This is a genomic window from Limnobaculum xujianqingii (genome assembly GCF_013394855.1).
Classification (GTDB): domain Bacteria; phylum Pseudomonadota; class Gammaproteobacteria; order Enterobacterales; family Enterobacteriaceae; genus Limnobaculum; species Limnobaculum xujianqingii.
Window position 1 is genome coordinate 2,708,641 of the sequence record NZ_JABMLK010000001.1, and the last position, 19,131, is coordinate 2,727,771.

At 43.4% G+C, this 19,131-nt stretch carries 30 protein-coding genes, 1 tRNA gene and 1 pseudogene; 14 read left to right on the top strand and 18 right to left on the bottom strand.

Features of this window, described 5'->3' with window-relative positions; all coding sequences use genetic code 11:
- Nucleotides 1-93: 93 nt before the first annotated feature.
- Both GOL65_RS12370 and GOL65_RS12375 read left to right on the top strand, forming a co-directional pair.
- Nucleotides 94-1,017: a hypothetical protein gene (locus GOL65_RS12370; RefSeq protein WP_140919036.1), complete on the top strand. Its 924-nt coding sequence runs from the start codon at nt 94-96 to the stop codon at nt 1,015-1,017.
- Nucleotides 1,018-1,130: 113 nt separating this feature from the next.
- Nucleotides 1,131-1,517 carry a hypothetical protein gene (locus GOL65_RS12375; RefSeq protein ID WP_140919037.1) on the top strand — a complete coding sequence of 129 codons (387 nt, stop codon included), beginning with the start codon at nt 1,131-1,133 and terminating at the stop codon, nt 1,515-1,517.
- 66 nt (nt 1,518-1,583) lie between these two features.
- Here GOL65_RS12375 and GOL65_RS12380 read toward each other — a convergent pair whose 3' ends face one another.
- The 17 genes from GOL65_RS12380 to GOL65_RS12460 all read right to left on the bottom strand — a co-directional run bounded on the left by GOL65_RS12380 (nt 1,584) and on the right by GOL65_RS12460 (nt 10,744).
- Nucleotides 1,584-2,003: a type II toxin-antitoxin system death-on-curing family toxin gene (locus GOL65_RS12380; protein WP_140919038.1), complete on the bottom strand. Its 420-nt coding sequence runs from the start codon at nt 2,001-2,003 to the stop codon at nt 1,584-1,586.
- The gene (locus tag GOL65_RS12385; RefSeq protein WP_140919039.1) at nt 2,003-2,287 is read right to left on the bottom strand and encodes a type II toxin-antitoxin system Phd/YefM family antitoxin; all 285 of its coding nucleotides are present in this window, start codon (nt 2,285-2,287) and stop codon (nt 2,003-2,005) included. The genes GOL65_RS12380 and GOL65_RS12385 overlap by 1 nt, the downstream gene beginning before the upstream one ends.
- A 97-nt stretch (nt 2,288-2,384) precedes the next feature.
- On the bottom strand, nt 2,385-2,897 hold the full coding sequence (locus tag GOL65_RS12390) for a hypothetical protein (RefSeq protein WP_179038335.1): 513 nt from the start codon (nt 2,895-2,897) through the stop codon (nt 2,385-2,387).
- A 105-nt stretch (nt 2,898-3,002) separates the two neighbouring features.
- A tRNA-Asn gene (locus GOL65_RS12395) sits at nt 3,003-3,077 on the bottom strand.
- Between the two features lie 159 nt (nt 3,078-3,236).
- Complete coding sequence (locus GOL65_RS12400) at nt 3,237-3,566, bottom strand: hypothetical protein (RefSeq protein ID WP_140919041.1); 330 nt, start codon at nt 3,564-3,566, stop codon at nt 3,237-3,239.
- Nucleotides 3,567-3,579: 13 nt separating this feature from the next.
- The gene (locus GOL65_RS12405; RefSeq protein WP_140919042.1) at nt 3,580-3,990 is read right to left on the bottom strand and encodes a type II toxin-antitoxin system HicB family antitoxin; all 411 of its coding nucleotides are present in this window, start codon (nt 3,988-3,990) and stop codon (nt 3,580-3,582) included.
- A 17-nt stretch (nt 3,991-4,007) separates the two neighbouring features.
- Nucleotides 4,008-4,187, bottom strand: coding sequence for a type II toxin-antitoxin system HicA family toxin (locus tag GOL65_RS12410; protein ID WP_140919043.1), 180 nt, complete (start codon nt 4,185-4,187; stop codon nt 4,008-4,010).
- A 93-nt stretch (nt 4,188-4,280) separates the two neighbouring features.
- Nucleotides 4,281-4,835 (bottom strand): ORF6N domain-containing protein, encoded by a 555-nt coding sequence (locus tag GOL65_RS12415; protein ID WP_140919044.1) that lies wholly within the window; start codon nt 4,833-4,835, stop codon nt 4,281-4,283.
- A gap of 264 nt (nt 4,836-5,099) precedes the next feature.
- Entirely contained in the window at nt 5,100-5,753 is a 654-nt protein-coding gene (locus tag GOL65_RS12420; protein ID WP_140919045.1) for a bacteriophage antitermination protein Q, read from the bottom strand.
- Nucleotides 5,750-6,334, bottom strand: a complete 585-nt coding sequence (locus GOL65_RS12425; protein ID WP_140919046.1) for a recombination protein NinG — start codon at nt 6,332-6,334, stop codon at nt 5,750-5,752. Before GOL65_RS12425 ends, GOL65_RS12420 begins: the two co-directional genes overlap by 4 nt.
- Nucleotides 6,331-6,642, bottom strand: coding sequence for an antitoxin PHD (locus GOL65_RS12430; RefSeq protein WP_140919047.1), 312 nt, complete (start codon nt 6,640-6,642; stop codon nt 6,331-6,333). Before GOL65_RS12430 ends, GOL65_RS12425 begins: the two co-directional genes overlap by 4 nt.
- Nucleotides 6,642-7,319 carry a metallophosphoesterase gene (locus tag GOL65_RS12435; RefSeq protein WP_140919048.1) on the bottom strand — a complete coding sequence of 226 codons (678 nt, stop codon included), beginning with the start codon at nt 7,317-7,319 and terminating at the stop codon, nt 6,642-6,644. The genes GOL65_RS12430 and GOL65_RS12435 overlap by 1 nt, the downstream gene beginning before the upstream one ends.
- Before the next feature lie 8 nt (nt 7,320-7,327).
- Entirely contained in the window at nt 7,328-7,777 is a 450-nt protein-coding gene (locus GOL65_RS12440) for a DUF1367 family protein (RefSeq protein ID WP_140919049.1), read from the bottom strand.
- Nucleotides 7,777-9,126 carry a replicative DNA helicase gene (locus GOL65_RS12445; RefSeq protein ID WP_179038336.1) on the bottom strand — a complete coding sequence of 450 codons (1,350 nt, stop codon included), beginning with the start codon at nt 9,124-9,126 and terminating at the stop codon, nt 7,777-7,779. Before GOL65_RS12445 ends, GOL65_RS12440 begins: the two co-directional genes overlap by 1 nt.
- Entirely contained in the window at nt 9,123-9,950 is an 828-nt protein-coding gene (locus tag GOL65_RS12450) for a replication protein (RefSeq protein ID WP_140919051.1), read from the bottom strand. Before GOL65_RS12450 ends, GOL65_RS12445 begins: the two co-directional genes overlap by 4 nt.
- Before the next feature lie 223 nt (nt 9,951-10,173).
- Nucleotides 10,174-10,491, bottom strand: a complete 318-nt coding sequence (locus tag GOL65_RS12455; protein WP_179038337.1) for a CII family transcriptional regulator — start codon at nt 10,489-10,491, stop codon at nt 10,174-10,176.
- Between the two features lie 22 nt (nt 10,492-10,513).
- Nucleotides 10,514-10,744, bottom strand: coding sequence for a transcriptional regulator (locus tag GOL65_RS12460; RefSeq protein ID WP_140919052.1), 231 nt, complete (start codon nt 10,742-10,744; stop codon nt 10,514-10,516).
- Nucleotides 10,745-10,869: 125 nt separating this feature from the next.
- Here GOL65_RS12460 and GOL65_RS12465 point away from each other — a divergent pair, with 125 nt between their 5' ends.
- The 4 genes and pseudogenes from GOL65_RS12465 to GOL65_RS22225 form a co-directional block, all read left to right on the top strand.
- On the top strand, nt 10,870-11,580 hold the full coding sequence (locus tag GOL65_RS12465; protein WP_228723095.1) for an XRE family transcriptional regulator: 711 nt from the start codon (nt 10,870-10,872) through the stop codon (nt 11,578-11,580).
- Nucleotides 11,581-11,755: 175 nt separating this feature from the next.
- On the top strand, nt 11,756-12,880 hold the full coding sequence (locus GOL65_RS12470; RefSeq protein ID WP_140919053.1) for an ImmA/IrrE family metallo-endopeptidase: 1,125 nt from the start codon (nt 11,756-11,758) through the stop codon (nt 12,878-12,880).
- On the top strand, nt 12,877-13,386 hold the full coding sequence (locus GOL65_RS12475; protein WP_140919054.1) for a DUF4411 family protein: 510 nt from the start codon (nt 12,877-12,879) through the stop codon (nt 13,384-13,386). Before GOL65_RS12470 ends, GOL65_RS12475 begins: the two co-directional genes overlap by 4 nt.
- 709 nt (nt 13,387-14,095) lie before the next feature.
- Nucleotides 14,096-14,419, top strand: a pseudogene (locus GOL65_RS22225) (Rha family transcriptional regulator); the annotation flags it as partial.
- A gap of 244 nt (nt 14,420-14,663) precedes the next feature.
- Here the strand turns inward: GOL65_RS22225 and GOL65_RS12485 are convergent.
- The gene (locus GOL65_RS12485; protein ID WP_140919056.1) at nt 14,664-14,900 is read right to left on the bottom strand and encodes a hypothetical protein; all 237 of its coding nucleotides are present in this window, start codon (nt 14,898-14,900) and stop codon (nt 14,664-14,666) included.
- Nucleotides 14,901-15,107: 207 nt separating this feature from the next.
- Here GOL65_RS12485 and GOL65_RS12490 point away from each other — a divergent pair, with 207 nt between their 5' ends.
- From GOL65_RS12490 to GOL65_RS12525, 8 genes are read left to right on the top strand one after another with little or no spacing between them, the layout of a single operon-like run.
- Nucleotides 15,108-15,521, top strand: coding sequence for a hypothetical protein (locus tag GOL65_RS12490; RefSeq protein ID WP_140919057.1), 414 nt, complete (start codon nt 15,108-15,110; stop codon nt 15,519-15,521).
- Complete coding sequence (locus GOL65_RS12495; RefSeq protein WP_179038338.1) at nt 15,514-15,807, top strand: hypothetical protein; 294 nt, start codon at nt 15,514-15,516, stop codon at nt 15,805-15,807. The genes GOL65_RS12490 and GOL65_RS12495 overlap by 8 nt, the downstream gene beginning before the upstream one ends.
- Nucleotides 15,808-16,545 carry a Rha family transcriptional regulator gene (locus tag GOL65_RS12500; RefSeq protein ID WP_228723097.1) on the top strand — a complete coding sequence of 246 codons (738 nt, stop codon included), beginning with the start codon at nt 15,808-15,810 and terminating at the stop codon, nt 16,543-16,545.
- Nucleotides 16,542-17,087: a phage N-6-adenine-methyltransferase gene (locus tag GOL65_RS12505; RefSeq protein ID WP_140919059.1), complete on the top strand. Its 546-nt coding sequence runs from the start codon at nt 16,542-16,544 to the stop codon at nt 17,085-17,087. The genes GOL65_RS12500 and GOL65_RS12505 overlap by 4 nt, the downstream gene beginning before the upstream one ends.
- The gene (locus GOL65_RS12510; RefSeq protein WP_140919060.1) at nt 17,084-17,368 is read left to right on the top strand and encodes a hypothetical protein; all 285 of its coding nucleotides are present in this window, start codon (nt 17,084-17,086) and stop codon (nt 17,366-17,368) included. The genes GOL65_RS12505 and GOL65_RS12510 overlap by 4 nt, the downstream gene beginning before the upstream one ends.
- Complete coding sequence (locus GOL65_RS12515) at nt 17,340-17,546, top strand: hypothetical protein (protein ID WP_140919061.1); 207 nt, start codon at nt 17,340-17,342, stop codon at nt 17,544-17,546. The genes GOL65_RS12510 and GOL65_RS12515 overlap by 29 nt, the downstream gene beginning before the upstream one ends.
- A 2-nt stretch (nt 17,547-17,548) precedes the next feature.
- Nucleotides 17,549-17,788, top strand: a complete 240-nt coding sequence (gene xisR / locus GOL65_RS12520) for an excisionase family protein (RefSeq protein ID WP_140919062.1) — start codon at nt 17,549-17,551, stop codon at nt 17,786-17,788.
- A gap of 30 nt (nt 17,789-17,818) precedes the next feature.
- A complete protein-coding gene (locus GOL65_RS12525; protein WP_140919063.1) occupies nt 17,819-19,111 on the top strand; it encodes a site-specific integrase in 1,293 nt (430 codons plus the stop codon).
- Nucleotides 19,112-19,131: the final 20 nt, after the last annotated feature.

Below are 19,131 nucleotides of genomic sequence, written 5' to 3' on the forward strand. Positions count from 1 at the left end.
TTATTCATATATGCAACATTTACTTAACAATATTGATATATGTCAATAAAGAGCCAATCATTAGCCTGTGGCATACGACCACGGGAGGATTTTATGGCGCTTAAAGATGAGGATGATTTGGATATCATTTCCAAAGATTCAGTGGTGCATCACCACCACAAGGTAAAACATAAGCATACACATCACGCAAAGGGGCATCACATGGAGCCAGTTAACGTTTTTACTAACCCTATGGGTGGCGGTTACGGCTCCGGTTGCCATGACGGCTTTGGCGGCGGCATGGGTGGACTGCTCGTCGGTGCTCTGCTGGGTCGCGGCCTGTTGGGCGGTGGCTTCGGTGGTTTCGGCGGCGGTTTTGGCTTCGACGGTAATCGCGGTTGCCATGATGGCCGTCACTGTGCCACCCCCGATGACGTTCTGGATATCCAGCAAATGGCGAAACTCGGGGACATTCAGGCAGCTATTCCGCTGGCTGAAGCTCAGACGCAACTGGCATTAGCTGGAATGCAGAACAACATCAACAATATGACCCTGGAACAAACCCTGGCGCTGACCGCCGGTCAGAACGCCATCCAGTTAGCACAGGCTAATACCCTGTATCAACTGGGTCAGGGTATCTGTGGGGTTAATTTCAATGTCGAGAAGACCGGCTGGCAGGTTGCCAAGACCGTGCAGAACGACGGCGAAAAAACCCGTGCACTGATTGGGTCTATTGACCGTGAAAACCTGAACCGTCAAATCACCGTACTGGCTAACGAAGTGACTGAACTGCGTCACGATGGTCGCCGCCGTGATGGTGAAGAAGGTATCAAGATTTCCATGATTAACAACCAAAATCAGCTACAGGGTCAAATTCAGTCCCAGGCGCAAGCCCAGGCACTGTTTAATGACCGGGTATTCCGTGAGCTGTGTGAAGTGGGTCAACTGGCGAAAGCCACTAACGCCCAAATCAATATCGGTTCAGGAACATTAACGGGTGCGGCTCAAACCGCTAACCCAATTAATACCCGCATCTGATACCAAGCCCCTTCGGGGGCTTTTCAGCATGTTTGTGCTGTGAAATTAAAAACCACAGAACATTCACGTTACTGACCCTAGTTGGCCAACCTCATTTTTCAGCAGGATATGCTATGTTTAATAACCCCTATAACAATCCTTACCAGCAACTGGCTTCATTACAGAGCCAGCTACAGAATCCCTATATGCCAGCGCAGCAGCAATATCAGCAGCCCACACAGCCCAACATCCAGCAATTGATACAGCAAGAGGTTCAGCGCCAGATTGCAGGTATGCAGCCACAGGCTCAATCCCTGCCACCAGCTCAACAGCAACCGGTGATTTCTCCCGGTGTGGCTATTCTCTCATCTATCGGTGGACATATGACGATAGTTGACCAGCAGTGGTTGAGTAATAATCTCGCCAACTTACCAGGCTTCTTTAGTACTCAGGACGGTAAAGAACTAGTTCAACTGGCGCTGGCCGGATTTAAAAAGTATCTGGGGGTGCCAGATGAGTAATATTCCACCGTGGCCATCAAGGAATCCCCCAGATGACGATGACGAAGCCCCGACAGAAGTCAGGGCTTAGAAGTCACTTATATAACCTGTTACGGTATCGGAAAGAAGATCGTTACGATAATCAGACAATACTTTCAGCGTGAAGCCGACATTATCAAAGCTGGCTTCACCCGTTGCTGCAAATATCGTAAGTTTCACTAATTCAAGTGATGTGTTTAGTTCGTAGCCATTCAAAAGTAAGAAAACACTGGATGCCTGAAACGCTGTGCGCTTATTGCCATCATGAAAAGCATGTGATTTCGCTATCGCAACCATATACATGGCAGCAAACGTAAAAATATCCTGACATCCCTCATAATCTTTCAACGTTTGTATTCTGAATAACGCACCTTCCAGCTTGTTAATATCTGGGTTGCCGCTATTCGGAAGCGTTGATTTTTGTATCGCAATAACCTCATCAATAGTGAGAAATCTGATTTCTTCCATCACTTATCTTCCAGTTTCTTAATTATTGCTGCGTGTTTGGTCTGTGTATGCAAGAGTGCTTTTGTAAACTCATCAGGACTTTCTTCCAACGCACGCTTTATTATCTCAGTGGGACTTTCTTCCAATTGACGTTTTAATGTTTCTATAGCAGTGTTTGTTACAATGTTTCCTAACAGGATATCAGGCTTGTTCTTTTGGGTTATCCTGACGGAATCTCCAGCTCTCATTAGTTCGAGAATGTCCGACAATTCAGACCGCATTTGGGTATAGGTAAATGTTTTCATATGCACCTCTTCTGTACATGTACAGATTAGCGCATAGCAGATCAGTGGTCAATAAAAAGCCCCTACAGATGTAAGGGCTCTATATTTAAATTAAAGATCAATTCAGATGTTTGCTTGTTAGTGAGCTAATGACCAATGCCTTGATTGATTCAGAAACCTCACCGAACTTACCTTTACCGCCATCCTGTGAAATGATGAACTGAGCAGCTCCATTGCCAACATCAATAATGAAATTGTTATCTTCAATTCTAATTGATACTGATATTAGTACATGATCTCCACCAAGTGGCGTATCATTAACGACTGTTTTAATTGAGTAACTTAAAGAGAAATTTGTATCCATCTTTATCTGGTGAATACTTTTCTCAATAAACTTATCATTTTCAATTACCCCGAACGTTGTATATTCGCGTTCATTTCCATGAAGGTCTTCCCATACATTACGCTCTAACCCCAGCGAACGCTCATAATCAAAGATAAGCTCATTTGACGCATTTCTAAGGTCATTTAGCCGCTTTGATTGCTTTGCGATCAATTCCGAATAGGCCAGATTGATATCTTTATAGGTAATCAAATTGTTTCTCCAAGATTTATCCGTTTGAATGAACATGATTACCACCTATCACTATTATTTTCTATGATTAAAGATATTAAAAGCGCCGTACTTCTAACTCACAGGCAATAAAAAAGGCCGCACATGGCGACCCTTGTAATTTGGCGGGACAGCGTGGAATCGAACCACGATAAGAAGGTTAACAGCCTTCCGTAATAACCTTTATACGACTGACCCGTAGATACGAAAAAACCCGCCGCAGCGGGTCTCTCTGATTTTCTCTACACCTTTAACTATCTTTAGTCTTAATCTGCCACGCTTACAACTTAGGCAGAATATCAAAAGATGCTTAAATTATAGGGTAAAAGTAAACTTTTGCAAGCGATGCTTAGTTAATCAGCGTTTAACTTTAAATCCTTTCGCAATAAGATATTTTTTACAATCAAGAATACCTTCATTATATCCTGCATCATAAAAACCATCGGGAATACTCTTTAGCACTGGTAATTTAATTACAGAGCACTTAATACTAACCTTTGCTCCTTCGTAAAACATCTTCCACAGCATCTGTACGCCAATTTCTTTATATGCTCTTAACCCGCTAAATGGACAGATATCAATATCATCAGGATTCTCTATTGGGTTTCCACCTAAATCAAGACACAGATGAGGAATGTTATTTTTAACATATTCTTCAAATTGCTCTCTTAAAAGGAATGGGCTCACAGATCACCTCTATTTACTTTTTTAACTCACACACAACCCTATCAGCAGCAATGCGTGATAAAAAACCTGAACGACTACCATACTCTGGGTGATTTAATACAAACTGGTCTATACGGCGAATCAGTATAGCTGGGAGTGTTACGTTAATTTTTTCACACTTTCCCATCAATCGAGTAATATCTACATCAACTAGCGCCCATATCACCTCTGAATAATCTGAATCTGTCAGATAATGTTCAATACTTGTAGCCTTAGGAATGGGATCGCCATCTTCTACCAGTAACTCAACATGTGCCTCAATAGCCTCACGAGCGTTTTCTAATGCATCCTGATAGTTATCTCCACCTGAGAAGCACCCCGGAATATCGGGCACCCGAACACCAAAAGATGAGTTACCCTTATCAATAGCTACTGGATATAACATGTTTACCTCCAAGGGATTTAAATACCCGCCTGTTTTCTAATACTTTTTAACGTTGGCAATGGAATGTCTTTGTGTGGATGTTTCACCGTTACCAAGCCTTTCTTTGTTGGGTGTTTGAATTGATGATGACTACCTTTTACCCTCACAAGATACCACCCGTCAGCTTCTATTAATGCGATTGCATTCCTGCTATCCATCCTAGCTCTCTCTTGCCAAAATATGGGGTTATAATAACCACTCGAATCTAATTAGTCAATTAAAAACCCCGCACTGGGCGGGGTGGATGATTATCAATAAGCATTAAATGGCATGTTTATCATCTCGGGGATGAATATGCCGAATTTCTTCGCCGTTCCCCGGATAATCTCTTCATGAGTGTTACAGACACCGCTAAATCGCTCTTCCAGCCCGGTGACATTGTCGCGATAGATTAGGGTGATGTTGTAACGGTAATCCGGGGTTCGTGGCTTGGGTTTGGACTGTAATTGTGGCTGGCGTTGATTGAAGTAGCAATCCTCTAACTTTTCGAATACTTCCCACGCCTGATCTGTTTCCAGCATTTTAGCGTGTCGGGCTGCGCCGCGTTCAGTCCAGAGGATGAGAGAGCGGGCGTGTTTTCCAACTAACCCTCTTAAAGATGGTCTGTTCTTAAAATCCCTCAATTCTGCACCTTCCAGCTTGAAAAAATGCTTTCCGGAAACAAAACGATCTTCATTGCGGATGTGATTATTCTGGATGTGTTTTACTTCTGAACCGTAAAGCTGAGCCAGTAGCTCAGTTGTAATAACTGGCGCTTGGTTATGAGTAACGATAGATAGATTTGAAGTAGATAATTGAGTATTCATTTATGACTCCGTTTAATTTTGAAGTCACCACCATTAGGTTCGAATCATAGGGTGGTGAGACGTACAGGGTTCGAACTACCGGACGGAGCACCCGGCGAGCCTTTCGGCTCCCCCATACGCCTCACCATTATTCTGGTGCGGTCATACATTATGCACAAAAAAACCGCTTAGCGCGGCTGTGCGCTCCAATCTCCGGGGCTCGAATCCCGGCACTGACTTCGCCAGTGCAAGGACACTATAGCCCCGAATATCTGAATTAGTCAACTATACTGCGTTTAATCTTCTTGCTGGCCTTGATGAAGACAGAGCCGCTTTATCTAAGCTGAAGCACTGACTTAATAAGGCATGCCAATAATCCTTATAATCTTTATATAAACTTTGCTTGCTCACGCCTAACTTTGCCGCTAGCTCCGTATCAGTATAAGTCAGGTGTTTGTAGCCCTTTATCTCCCCGGCTGCCACTTGTACCGCAAGCCATGCCAGCGCCTGAAGCCTTGACTTAACCTTGCCTGTAATTCGCTTTCCTTCGTATTGCTCCGTAAATTTCTCCCAAATATACGGAACAACAGTAAATTGCTCATTTCGGTATTTGAAATCGCCGTAGCAGTACAATATCCAGGCTTTCTGCTCATCGGCTAACTGGTGTATAGACCGCCTCCAGCCTGAGAAGTTATAAGTGATTTCCTCAATCAAGGGTTTAGACCTGCCGCCATTTCTGGTTTGCTTTACGTTCAAAACACAATGAGGTACACGAACTTTTTTCCCTGCTCCGATTTCGATATATCTCACAACGTTTTTATTGAACCTGTCCGTGCGAAGCATTATCTGCCCTTCCATAGCACCAAGCTGACCGTTATTCGTCGCATGAAAATCTGATAGCGCCGTAATTACGTTACCTCTTAGCCATTCTAAATTCATGCTGCCGCCTTATGCTGTTTAAGCTGCTTTAACTTGTACCGGTACATATCACGAATTTCTTTTAACTCTTCTACTGATGGTCGGTGCGGCTTGGGTACCACTTCCAGCGCCTCTACTCGCTCCAGACCAATTTTCGCTATCAGTGCCGGGCGGTATTTGTCGATATTTCCTGACAGATGGTTATTACAGACGCTGCATTGCTTATGAACGTTGTCTTCATTGAATCTGAGGTCTGGTCGTGCTGCTGTAGTCTTGAAGTGGCCGGCATGATATTGACCATCGTGATAACGTCCGCAACTGATACAAGGCAATTCAGCGTCTCGCTCTCTGATGTAGGCGTTAAATGCTGCTTGAGTGTTTCTTACATGGTATGAGTACGGTTGAGCAGCAAGCTTTCTGATTTTTAGCTCTTTCTTTCCTTCCTTCGCTCTCTGAATTCTGACTAACTTGAGCGCACACGTCGGGCCACAAACCTTTTGAAACCCGTTCACTGGTTTGAATAGCTCAAGACAGGCTTTGCACTTCTTCGGCTTGAGTTCTTTTCTTTTCCTTGGCTTTGCCTCTTCCCGTAAGTTGCTCATGCAGACCTCCTGCATTTAGGGCAAAAATTGTCGTGGTGATATGGAAATGTCGTATCGAGTTCATCAACCCACTGGTTATGCTCATAGCACCAAAATACTTCCCACGGCATTCCATAATCATTCATCCAATTAACAATTCCCATTGGAACGGGCTTGGTTCCTATGACCACAAAACCATTCTGTTGCTTTCTTTCGGCCTCTAAATCCTTTTCCAGTTTCCCTATTACTTTCCTTGCATCTGTTAGCGCTACTTTTGTCTCAGCTAATTCTTTCTTCAAACCCTGAATATCGTCAGCAACAGCTTTCATCACGCCGCCCTCTTCTTGTCGCCCTGAATTTGAACCAGCGTTAGCCGTCCAGTGAATACAGCCCCGGTATCGATATAGAATTGGTTTTTAAATTTGCATGGTTGGTTCATGGGCGTGTGTCCGAAGATGAATTGCTTTGCGCCTGATATCTCTTCGCTATCACCATCAATAGAATTACTAACTCTCGCCCTGTTCCAAATTACGGATTGATGGTCAACAGGCCGCCCATATTGATATTCGTGATGAGGATAATCGGCATGAGCGATAATGTATTTACCGTTATCGGTATCAACATCTATCACCAGTGGAAGGCTTTCTGACATTGCTATCAGCGCTCTGGCTAAAATCTCTTGCTCATAGTCAAGATGAAAGAACCAAAGCCCACCATTGGCTATCCAGAGATTCACGTCACCTTTTCCGGACAGCGCATCAATCGCCATTTGCTCATGATTTCCACGAACTGCCATAAACCAAGGCTCGTTAATCAGGTCTAAACATTCAATGTTTTGGGTGCCACGATCTATCATGTCGCCAACTGAAATTAACAGGTCTCTTTCTCTATCAAAACCAACGCTATCAAGCTTCCCCATCAGGTTCTGATAGCATCCATGCAGATCGCCAACTACCCATATGTTGCGGTAATGGGTACCGTCTACTTTTTTATAAACTTCACTCATCACGCACCTCAAAAATAGCTATACAGCTGGTTAATAACGTTCTGATCTTTGGTATTGCCAAATATGTGCTTAATTGCTGCGTTAATCAGAGCGCTGTAGCATTCTTCAAACTCTGGCTGCTCCATGTTCCCGTATGCCAGGCTTTTAGCCTCTACGCGCATCCTGCCGTCGATTGTGTATGTAATGTCTTTGTAGCCTGCCAGCACTGTCAGGTTCTTTCTGAATGTGTTGAACTGTGCTGATTCATCCATGAACTCAAGGTCTGCCTTCTCTCCGCTCCAGTGCTTAAAACAGAACTGGAAGAAGGCAAAAACTTTGCGGTGAAATTGGGGATTTCTGACCAGCTTCACTTCAACCGGATATACCTCACCGTTTTTAAACTTGGTGAGCTTTCCGGCTGTCATATCGTCTACCGGGACAAAAACACCGCCTGCGCCTTTAACCATTTCGATTTGCATCAGAACGCCCCTTTCTTGCTGTATCTACGGGTATCTTCTGGCTTTTCTCTCGATGCTATTTGTGCATGTTCCTGACTGGTTTCATAGAAATGACCTTGCCGGAATTCCTGATAGATAGTCCCTGTTTCACCGTTACGGTTCTTTGTGACGATAACCTCTGCAATCCCCTTTGCCGGGCTGCTCTCGTTGTAATACTCATCTCGGTAGAGCATGGCTATAACATCAGCGTCCTGCTCAATAGAGCCAGAATCACGTAAATCTGAGCTAACCGGGCGTTTGTTTGGTCGGCTTTCAACATCGCGGGAAAGTTGGCTGAGGACGATTACAGGCGTTTTTAACTGCATCGCCATAAACTTCAAGTTTCTTGAAATATGCGCAATAGCCAGATCGTTACGCTCTGCTTTGGGCTTCTTGATTAAACCCAGGTAGTCGATAAAAATCGCTGATAACGTTGGGTTCTGGCGCTTATGGGATTCTGCAATGGCTCTGATTTGCTCAACACTCAGATCGGTAGTGTCAACCATCCAAAAATCTTTTTTATCCATGCACCCGATCCCGCTGGCAATCCTCGCCCAGTCTTCATCGTTAAGCATTTTCGGATTTTTTAATTTCGAAACTGATAATCCACCAGTTCCTGCTATATTGCGCTCTGTCAGTTGGCCTGATGTCATTTCCATTGAGAACATCAGAACACCGCCGCGATCTGCTACTCCACGGGCCATAGTTAACGCGTATTCCGTTTTCCCCATCGCAGGGCGAGCAGCAAGGATCATCAGGTCAGTTTTATTCAATCCTCCGGTCTTTTCATCAAGAGCAGGCATATTGAACTGAAGTGTCTGAACGGTGGACTCTCCACGATTCCGGCACTCTAAATCGCCAAGATAATTTTCCAGTAAATCTGTCATTTTTACCGGATTAATCGCGCCATCTTCGGATGAAATAGCCGTTAAGCTGGTTAACAACTCAGATACCGCGTTATCTGTTTCATCGCTATTACGGGCTGATTCAATAGCTTGATGTGACGATCTGACAATCTCAGTTATCTTTCTGCGACTCCATGCCTTGCGCACCAAGTCTGCATAACCTCTGATGTTTGCCGCTGACCAACAGTGTTTCACTGTTTCTGATAACACTGCATGGCTGCTTCCACCAAGAGAATCGGATACCATGATCGGATCAATCAACGAATTAGTCAGAGCCTGGCGTTTAATTTCTCTGTAGGCTTCACGATACTGAGCGATACTGAACGCTTCTTCCGGTAACGTTGAAATTACGTGAAATGCGTCAGGGCTTGCGCCGCCTACCAGCAGACTCCCGATCACTGAACTTTCTAAATCCTGAGTTCTCACAGTGACCCCTCCCTGACTTTCAGTAACGTGTCAGACCGCAGAAGGTAATCAAAATTAGCTTTCCAGCCCCGATCGTTATCGCCAAAATAGAATGGTCTGGCATCTTCGATAAACGCGGAGAAATAGGATTTAGCAGCGCTTACCGTTGGGTGAGCCAGTTCGCTAAAAAGTTTTTTGATAGCTCTTTTTCGCTTGTCATTCAGCGTGTCAGCATTTGGTAATCTGTCGCCCACAGCTTCGTTGTAAGCGTCCATTACGGCTTGGTATGGGATCGGCTCTGATTTTTTCTTAGTTGGATTTTTAGCCTGAGAATCGCTAACGCCCGAATGGGGGTTAGGGGGATCTTTTCTTTCTTTCTTTTGAATATTGTCTTTTGTGTGTCCCTGTTTTGGTGACAACCCTATCACTGTTTTGGTGACACTTTTTGTCACCGTTTTGGTGTCACTGTCACTAAATTGGTGACACTCTGGTAAATCCCACTCAGACAGGTTCTTATTAGGCCCTATCATGTTCCCATCACGAATAATCACTCGCATGGCAATTAATTGATTTTTAGCAGTATTAACCTTCTGTCTTGGTAATTTTGTTAGCTGTGCAAGCTGGCTGTCAGCAATGCGATCCATCTTCTTGTTGTAACCATATGTTTTACGGCAAATGGCATGTGCGACCTTTGCCTGATTACGGGTTAAATTCGCCCCAATAAGCTCTTCATAGAGTTCATTAGCCAATTTGGTATATCCATCGTCGGTATCTGCCACGCGACGCTCCACGACCTGCAAATCAGGTCTAATTGGTGTTACATTGTCATAAGCCACGTTACCCATTGCGCTGCTCCTTCAACTACTTGAACTCGCTTACAAGACGTTTTCCGAAGCTCGGCTCGCTGAGTCAATTCTTTTTTGTTGAACTTTTTATTTTTGCTGTGCATAATTCCTCCCGAAGTATGAAGTTCGCAATTTTCAAAACTCAAAAGTTAGATTGTTTCTTTCCTGCTCGCCGACCCACCGTCTGGCGGGCATTTTTTTTGCAGGATCCATTTCAGTCACCTCAACTAAAACCCAGTGGTTCAGGACGCATGCGTTCTGCCTTCATGCCGATTTCCGCTAATGTTTCCATCGAAAACAGGTAATCCCGTCGAACCAGAACGGCATCAGGCGGTGCAAGTTGAATCCCAAGCTCAGCCAGGAACTTGCAGAAATTGCTTATCTGTCCCGTCTTCCACCGGCTAACCATGGCCTCATCAACCCCCATAGCGTCCGCAACCGGCTTTTGACCTACCGATGCAAGGCGGTTGAGAATAAGGCTCTCCATCGCAACAGGGTTGAGTTTTGGCATCTCTGAATTGCGTGCCATTGCATTATTCATCGGGGATAATCCTTATCGTTGGTTAAGCGGCTTTGTCCGGATGCGGGAAAAGAGTTGGTAAGTCAGGGCGGAATTCATAGCCTTTTACCTCTCCGCCAGTTATATCCACCAGGATAGGTACCACTTCTGGAGCAACACGTTTCCTGTTGTGTAGCCAATCGCATACGGTTGACTGAGCTCTGCCAATCTTTTTACCTAATGCCTTTTGACTACCAGCGATGCGTATCGCTTTATCAATTTCATTATTTTTCATAAATCGCTTTTCCTGTTAATAAAATGGAGTTTAGCTATTTAAAAAACAAAATGCAATCGCCCGAGCGATTTTGATTAATTATCGTATAAGCGATAGAATTAAGTATGGATATATGGAGGATTGTTGTGACATTTTCAGAAAGACTAGCGGCTGCAATAGCTAAAAGCGGACATACACAAAAATCACTAGCTGATGCTGTTGGTATGGCTCAATCCAGCGTCTGGAAACTATTATCTGGTGCGAAGGGTTCACGTAAGACTGTTGCAATAGCTAAAGAACTTGGTGTTGATCCTGACTGGCTATCTAGCGGGTTAGGTGAGATGTGTAAAAATTCCAGCATAAAACTTCGGGATGGCGTTCCTGCGTCCAAGGTTGTCGGTAGTCCAATACAGGCATGGGATAGTTCAGACCCGCTTGGCGATGATGAAGTTGAGATACCTTTCTACAAAAGTATTGAGCTAGCTGCCGGAGCCGGTCGTAGTAAGAACCAAGACTATAATGGATTTAAATTGAGATTCTCCCGCGCAACCCTAAGGCGTTATGGCATTGCACCATCAGACACAGCAGCCTTTACAGTGCATGGTGATAGCATGGCTCCCGTCATCCCAAATGGCTCCACTGTTATGGTTGATCGAGGAAGAACTAATATCGTCGATGGTGGAATTTATTTCATTGAACAAGATGACTTATTCAGGATAAAGCTTCTTTACCGGCAGTCCGGTGGTAAGTTAATTATTCGCAGCTACAACACATCTGAATTTCCAGACGAGATTACTGATATTGGCTCAGTGAAAGTCATAGGGCGGGTATTTAACTCATCGGTAATGTTTCTTTAGGCCGCGTTATCAACTGGTCTGTTATGGCTTGGTAGTCCAAGAGCGGCATGGGTGAGGGGTGGGTCTGGTGAGGCGTTTTAGATATTCGGAATGATAGGAACAATCGAATTGATATTCAGCCCATTAAAAACCATACTTGACTTATTGACATGGTTCATAAACTTTAGGGTATACAATGATTCAGGCATTTATTAACAATAATATATTGACGTGGGCGAGGTGCCGAGCATCTCTCTCTGTCGATTATATTGCTGAAAAATTCAAAAAGCCTGTTGATACAATCATTGCGTGGGAGAAAGGAAATGAGCCAATTTCTTTTGCTCAAGCCCAGCGATATGCCAGCATAACTAAAATACCATTTGGGTACTTATACCTCGACAACCCTCCAGAAGAAAAACTACCTATTCCTGACAGAAGGACAGTTGGCGGTAGAAATAATCATATAAGTATTGAGTTGAAAGATACTATCAGTGATGTGTTGGTTAAACAGGATTGGTACAGGGAATATGCGACTAGTAATGGACTTCCTGATGTAGAGCTTGTCGGTGCATTGCCATCCAACAGCAAACCTAAAGAGATAGTAGTTACTATAAAACAATACATAGACCTACAGATACCGCCAACAAAAGGGAAATGGAAAGATTTTTTCTCTGCTATGGTGAAAAAAATAGAGTCTCAGGGAGTGCTTGTGATGCGTAGTGGTGTTGTTAAGAGCAACAATACTAGACCAATAAGTGTTGATGACTTTAGGGGGTTTTGTATTGCAGATAAAATAGCCCCCGTGATATTCATTAATACAAATGATGCAAAAGCAGCACAGCTATTCACTTTGGTTCATGAGTTTTCTCATTTAATTCTTGGTCAATCTGCAATTTCTGATTTATCTCTAAACTCCAGAGAAAAAGAAGAAATGATTTGTAATGCCGCGGCGGCAGAATACTTAACGCCAGAAAATATCTTTTTAGAAAAATGGGATCCAAATAATTCCATTGAAGAAAATATAGATAACTTAAAAGACATATTTAGAGTCAGTAGCTGGGTAATAGCCCGCCGCGCAGAATATTTAAAGTTAATAAGCAAGCATGAATATAGTCAGTTCGTAAGTAAAATAAATGAAAAAGCACCCTCTAATGGCGGATCTTATAATAGAAACCAAAAAGTTAGGATTAGCGAACGTTTAGCTGTGGCCGTTGCGACTCAGGCCCTAGAAGGTAAAATGCTCCTAAGAGAGGCGCAAAGCCTAACCGGAATACAGCCAAATAAATTATATGATTTTGCTCGGAAGGAGTTGGGGTTTTGAGCTATCTTATTGATGCAAATATCTTTATTCAAGCCCAAAGTGATTATTATTGTTTTGATCTGTGCCCTGGTTTTTGGGATTTCATGGGATCTAAGTTTGTAGATGGTCAATTGATAAGTATTCGAAATGTTTTTGATGAATTACAGAAACGTGATGATGAAGTATGCACTTGGTCAAAAAATATAAAACAATTTTTTCAAAATGTTGATGACAGAGAAACCCAGAGATATTTTGGAGATATCGCTAATTACGTTCAAAAAGAATATATTCCAAGGCATAAAAATAGTTTACCGCACATACAAAGCTTCCTATCTGTAGCAGACCCTTGGATTATAGCGAAAGCAAAAGCGACAGATTCTATTGTTGTAACTCATGAAGTTAGAGATAAAAACAATGGATGTAAGCCTAAAATTCCTGACATCTGCGACTATTTTAATGTTAAAACCATTAGAACAAATGAGTTGCTTAGAAATTTTCAGGTTCAATTTATACTTTCGCAACAATAAACTACTCGCCCCGCACGACTTCCCCATCACCAATCCCCTTCACCGGGGATTTTTTTCGTCCTTTTTCTGCTCTCCGTCACAAATCCCACTCCTAATTCCGCCGTCCGGTGAAAATTTTTTCGAACTAAATTCGCTTAAAAATCACCGCAATATAGATTTAACGATTAATAAATCGCTTTTGTGATTGATTAATTAAATCGCCTTAACTATCATCATTCCATCAAACCAACCCAGAGGTGAAAGCCAGGCTGGTTTATCGACGTAACTGCTCTTTAATAACTCGGAAAGCCGGAACAACTTCACAAGGCATGAAGTGGACTAGCTAGCAGCGGAAACGCGTGAAAGTAACGATCGCCCAGATAAAGCGTCGAACTCCCTCATTTTGCTACCTACAGACTGAATGCTACGGGGAGGGAGCGCAAAGAGTTATACCAGGTGCTCTTCAATGAGGGGCACCGAGTATGACGATTATTGACTGCTGCCTGATGTCGGGGTATATTCGCTGCAGGTGCTGAACACACCTCAGTAAGCGATTACCACACTCGACAGCCATGTGGTTTTTTACGTCCATAGATTGTTATGGTCGGGTAGCGAGCAGTATATACAACACCCCCAAGGGGAAAACTGCTGGCCGTCTTACTGCGGTGTTCAAGTACCCGACCACCCATCTGAACAATGGGTCAATTGAACAAACAGTAAGGACGTAAAAATGAATACTCAAATCTCTTTATCTTTACCAAACGTAATAATCCATGACGGTAAAGTTGTCACCACTTCACAATCGGTTGCCGATTACTTTATCAAGCAACATAAAAACGTAATCCAAAAGATAGAATCACTGGATTGTTCGCCAGAATTCACTCGGCTTAATTTTCAGCCCAGTGAATACACTGACTCCACTGGACGCAAACTGCCCATGTACGAAATGACCAAAGACGGCTTTATTTTTCTGGTCATGGGATTCACCGGTAAAAAAGCAGCAGCATTCAAAGAAGCATATATCTGTGAGTTTAATCGCATGGAAGCTGAGCTACTAAATCGTCCATTAGTCAAACCCAAGCGACAAAAACCAGACTTCCGCTACCACATCAGCTTGAGCTACCGTGATAATGTCACCGGTCAGGAAGAGAGATTCAGCGGCGTCTGCAATACGCCCGAAGAAATCGTACAAGGAACCGCTAGGAAATTCGGTATGTTCATCACGGAGATGATAGACATGCCATTTAATGCCTACTGCTAAGACAATCGACTAAACCACCCCGCCAAGTGCGGGGTTTTTAATGCTTATCAGGGGAGCGAAAAGGAACAACCTTAGCTCTCGCCTCAATCAAATTAGCTTTCATCTCTTCCAGCTCATCAATTGTGGCAGCAATAGCAAGAGGTATGTAGTCCACCTTATTACCCGATAGAAAAGTATTCACATTTTTGCGCAACATCACTCCCATTTTCTCAATATGAAAACATCCCTGCGTTTGACTGTGTAACAACACATATAAATCACCCTTAATTTCCATAGAGGTCTCCAATGGTCACATTCGATAACGTAAAAGTAACTGGGCTCACGAGCGATGATTTTAAATCGGAACTGGATTATCACAAGAAAAACTTATCATCAGGCTTAAATCCTGAAATGGATAGGACAGTAATAACATCAGATATTGTTGTTCTCGACGGGATAATTATTAAAAACCGCCTGTGGTGTATTGATGGAGTACCTACAGATGCATAACAAACTAACCGAAGAACAATTACGCCGCTTCGCCAATGATAAGGACTTACCCGAACAGTGGCAATCAATGGCGCGTGAGCTACTGGAGCGCAGACAGGCAGAGAAAGAGCAGAAACCTGTGGCATTCACCGACGCAGAGGAGTTAACGTTTCCATATGGTTATGCCGACATGTGGCAAGAGCCGCACGGATTTGGTCTTGATATCCCGCTCTACACCCACCCACCAGAAACAATCAACGCTGAACTACTGGAAGCCCTGCAATTATCTCTATCGGCAATGGAGCATATGGGAAACATCCTCAACGACCTTGACGCAGTTGATGCGGAAGACGTAGCGATTACAACGCCTGCGTTTGATGCAGCTCGTGTGGCTATCGCTAAAGCACTGGGAGAGAGCAATGACTGATATCAAAGCGCCATTTGAGCGCGAAAACCGGTATTTAGTTATGAAGAGAAAAGATATTTATCAGCACTTAAGCGCACAGCAGCGGACCGCTTTAGATGAAATTGGCCTGTTGATTGCGGAGAGAAGACAAGACTACGGCAAGCAGCCGCTTGATTGCGTAGTCATTGAATCCGACTGGCCTGAGTATGAAACGGTCTGGAAAATGCTTGAAGCCAGAATGACTGGCACTAAAAAAGCCTCACCGCCTAATGATAGCACCAGCACCAGCACCAGCACCGGAGGGTGAGTGATTATTGAAAATAAAAACTTAACCATGTCACATGTTGAAATTGCAGAATTGGTAGGATCGCGTCCTGACAGTGTAAAGCGAACCATAGAAACTTTGGCAGAAAAAGGGATTATTACTTTTACACAGACTGTGGAAAAGTCCTCTGGTGGGCGTCCAGGAACTATTTATCATGTCAATAAGCGAAATAGCTATGTCGTGGTTGCTCAACTTTGCCCTGAATTCACTGCTCGACTTGTTGATCGCTGGCAGGAATTGGAAGAACAAGCAACACACCCTGCCCTACCATCTACCTACATTGAAGCGCTGGAAGAGCTACTCACCAGTAAGAAAAATGAAGAGGCACTTACGCTCGTCAATAAAGAGCAGGAAGCTGAAATTAACGACCTGAAAAATCTGTTCAAAGAAGGCATGACCACAACTCAGTTCTGTAAAATGCTCAACGGCGTCAACACTCAGCAAATTAACAGCTATTTAGCTGAGAGAAATTGGCTATTTAACGAAAGTAAATCCGGCACCCGCTGGCGCTGTGCGTCATATGCCCGCGATAAGTACCTCACGGAGCATCAACACAAAATTAGCGTTCATGGTGGGGAGGACTTCATTAAATTTCAGCCTGTTCTACTGCGAAAAGGTGCTGAACGGATATTTACTTTATACCGGCAGGCTAAATTACCAATGAAGGCTAACTGGGATGGTCAGTTTACTCACGACAAGCAAATTCAGGTGGCCTCATGACTGACTTTGGCGGAAGTAACACACCATATGCCATAAGAGACCTATGGCAGACACCGGATAATATCTTCCACGCACTGGATGCTGAATTCGGATTTTATCTGGATGCGGAAGCGAAAAGAGATAGCGCCCTCTGTGCTCATTACCTATCTGAGAAAGATGATGCCCTGTCGTGCGACTGGACATCGTACGGTGCTATATTCTGTAACCCCCCATATTCCAACATCACACCGTGGATTAACAAGGCCGCTGAACAGTGCAAGAAGCAGCGCCAACCGATAGTAATGCTGTTACCGGCTGATACTTCGACCGGCTGGTTTCGTCTGGCTCTAGAGAGTGCTGATGAGGTGAGAATTATCATCGGTGGCCGCTTATCCTTCATCAACAACGGCACAGGTAAGCCCGGTAAGAACGGTAATAGTAAAGGCAGTCTGTTAATCATCTGGCGACCATATCGAACACCCTGCTGTTCATTTACAACCGTATCACGGGAAACATTGGAATTTATCGGAAACGATATTTTAGAAGGAGTTAAGGCAGCATGATCAAACTCATTGACGAATATGACATTGAAGTCTCACATGAGGCTGCTGTAATGGCTATCGATCTGTATGGTGTGATTGAGGACTTCGACGGGTACATTCAGCGTTGTGATGTTGACCCGGAATTCTACAGCGTATACCGCATTGAGGGCATAGATGAGAGTTATGTCTGTGTGGGAGATTTCTCTGATATTGAAGACACCAAAGCATACGCTAATCAGCTATGTGAAAAATACAGGGTGGGAATGGTAGACAATGGCATACGAGACACCGAACGCCGTTAAATCCGTCGCTAAACGATGCGCGAAAGCCCTCAAAGAAGCAAACAGCACAGCACCAGAAATAACCCGCCCGATCATCTTAAAGCACTATGAAGAAATTGCAGCATTAAACGTCAAGTTTGGTTTGCTGGCGCTTACGCGTGAGGTGGGGGTTATTAATGGGCAATTTAAAGAGAGGTAGATATGGGTGATGTCATTCAACTAACCCCTAACGAATGGGTTACAGCCGATGTTTTGTCAGCTATTACTGGACTTAAAGAAGGGAAAATAAGAAATTGCCGTCTAAAATCGTGGAGACAAGGACTTGAATATATATTGGTATCAAGCACTGGGGAACCAAAAAGAAAAAGTGAAGCAATGTACAACCTTCCAGCCATAAATAAATGGATAGCAAAACAAGCTGCCAAACAACCAATAATCTAATACTATCTCCAGTCTGAGAGGGGATCGCCAATGAATAAAAAGATCACATACCCAACCGGCGTAGAAAATCACGGCGGTTTTCTAAGAATATGGTTCATGTATCAGGGAGAGAGGGTGCGTGAACCGTTGTCGATCCCCGACACACCAAAAAATAGAAAGGATGCCTCAGAACTTCGCCAGTCAGTCACCTACGCCATAAAAACAGGGAATTTTGATTATTTAGAGAGGTTTCCTAATTCAAAGCAAGCAAAAAAACTCATAGGTAATTCAGTTAATGATATTTCAATTGGGACTATGTTTGATAAGTTTTTACGGATAAAGCAGCCTGAAATATCATTGAATGCTATGAGACGTTATATTTGTAAATTAGAAACCTGCGGACAGATAATAGGCAAAGATCGATTGATAACATCAATCACTGGTGAAGATTTGCTAAACCTGCGTAATGAGTTGTTAACAGGTAAGCACCGGCCAGCAAGACGAAGAAAGACATTAAAGATCGGAAGGACAGTGGCAACAGTCAATGATTATATGACGTGTGTAGCCAGTGTATTTAAATTTGCGTACGCCAACGATTATATAGGAAAAAATCCAATGAGGATCGTGACAAAGCTTAAGCGTAGCAAAGATAAACCCGACCCGCTAACCACGGAAGAGTTTGAGCGATTTATTAATGCTTGTCTCGATGAACAAACAATTAACTTATGGACGGTAGCGTTTTATACTGGTATGAGGCATGGAGAAATCTGCGCTCTGTCATGGGAAGACATTGATCTAATCAAAGAAACAATAACAGTCCGCCGAAACTGGACTAGCGTTAAGCAGTTTACTTTGCCAAAAACGGATGCAGGAACTGATCGAGCTATACAGTTACTAAAGCCAGCATTAGATGCGCTAAAAAAGCAACAAGCACTTACTCGACTAAATGAAAAACATGACGTTATTATTCATCTTAGAGAATATGGGAAGACGAGAAAGGATCAATGCACGTTTGTGTTTAGTCCTATGATCAATGCTAAAGGTAATAATGCTGGGGTAAACTTTGCAGCAACCTCTCTCGGTGACAACTGGGACAGAATCATAAAAAGAGCCAAGCTACGCCATCGAAACGCATACCAATCTAGACATACCTATGCCTGCTGGTCTTTATCTGCTGGAGCTAACCCTACTTTCATAGCATCACAAATGGGGCATAGTTCAGCGCAAATGTTATATAGCGTTTATGGTGATTGGATGCCAGAACAGAGCGCCAATCAAATTTCATTATTAAATGAGAAATTAAGTAAAAATGTCCCATCCATACCCCATAAAAAATATGGATAATCAAAAAACCCAGTAATTAA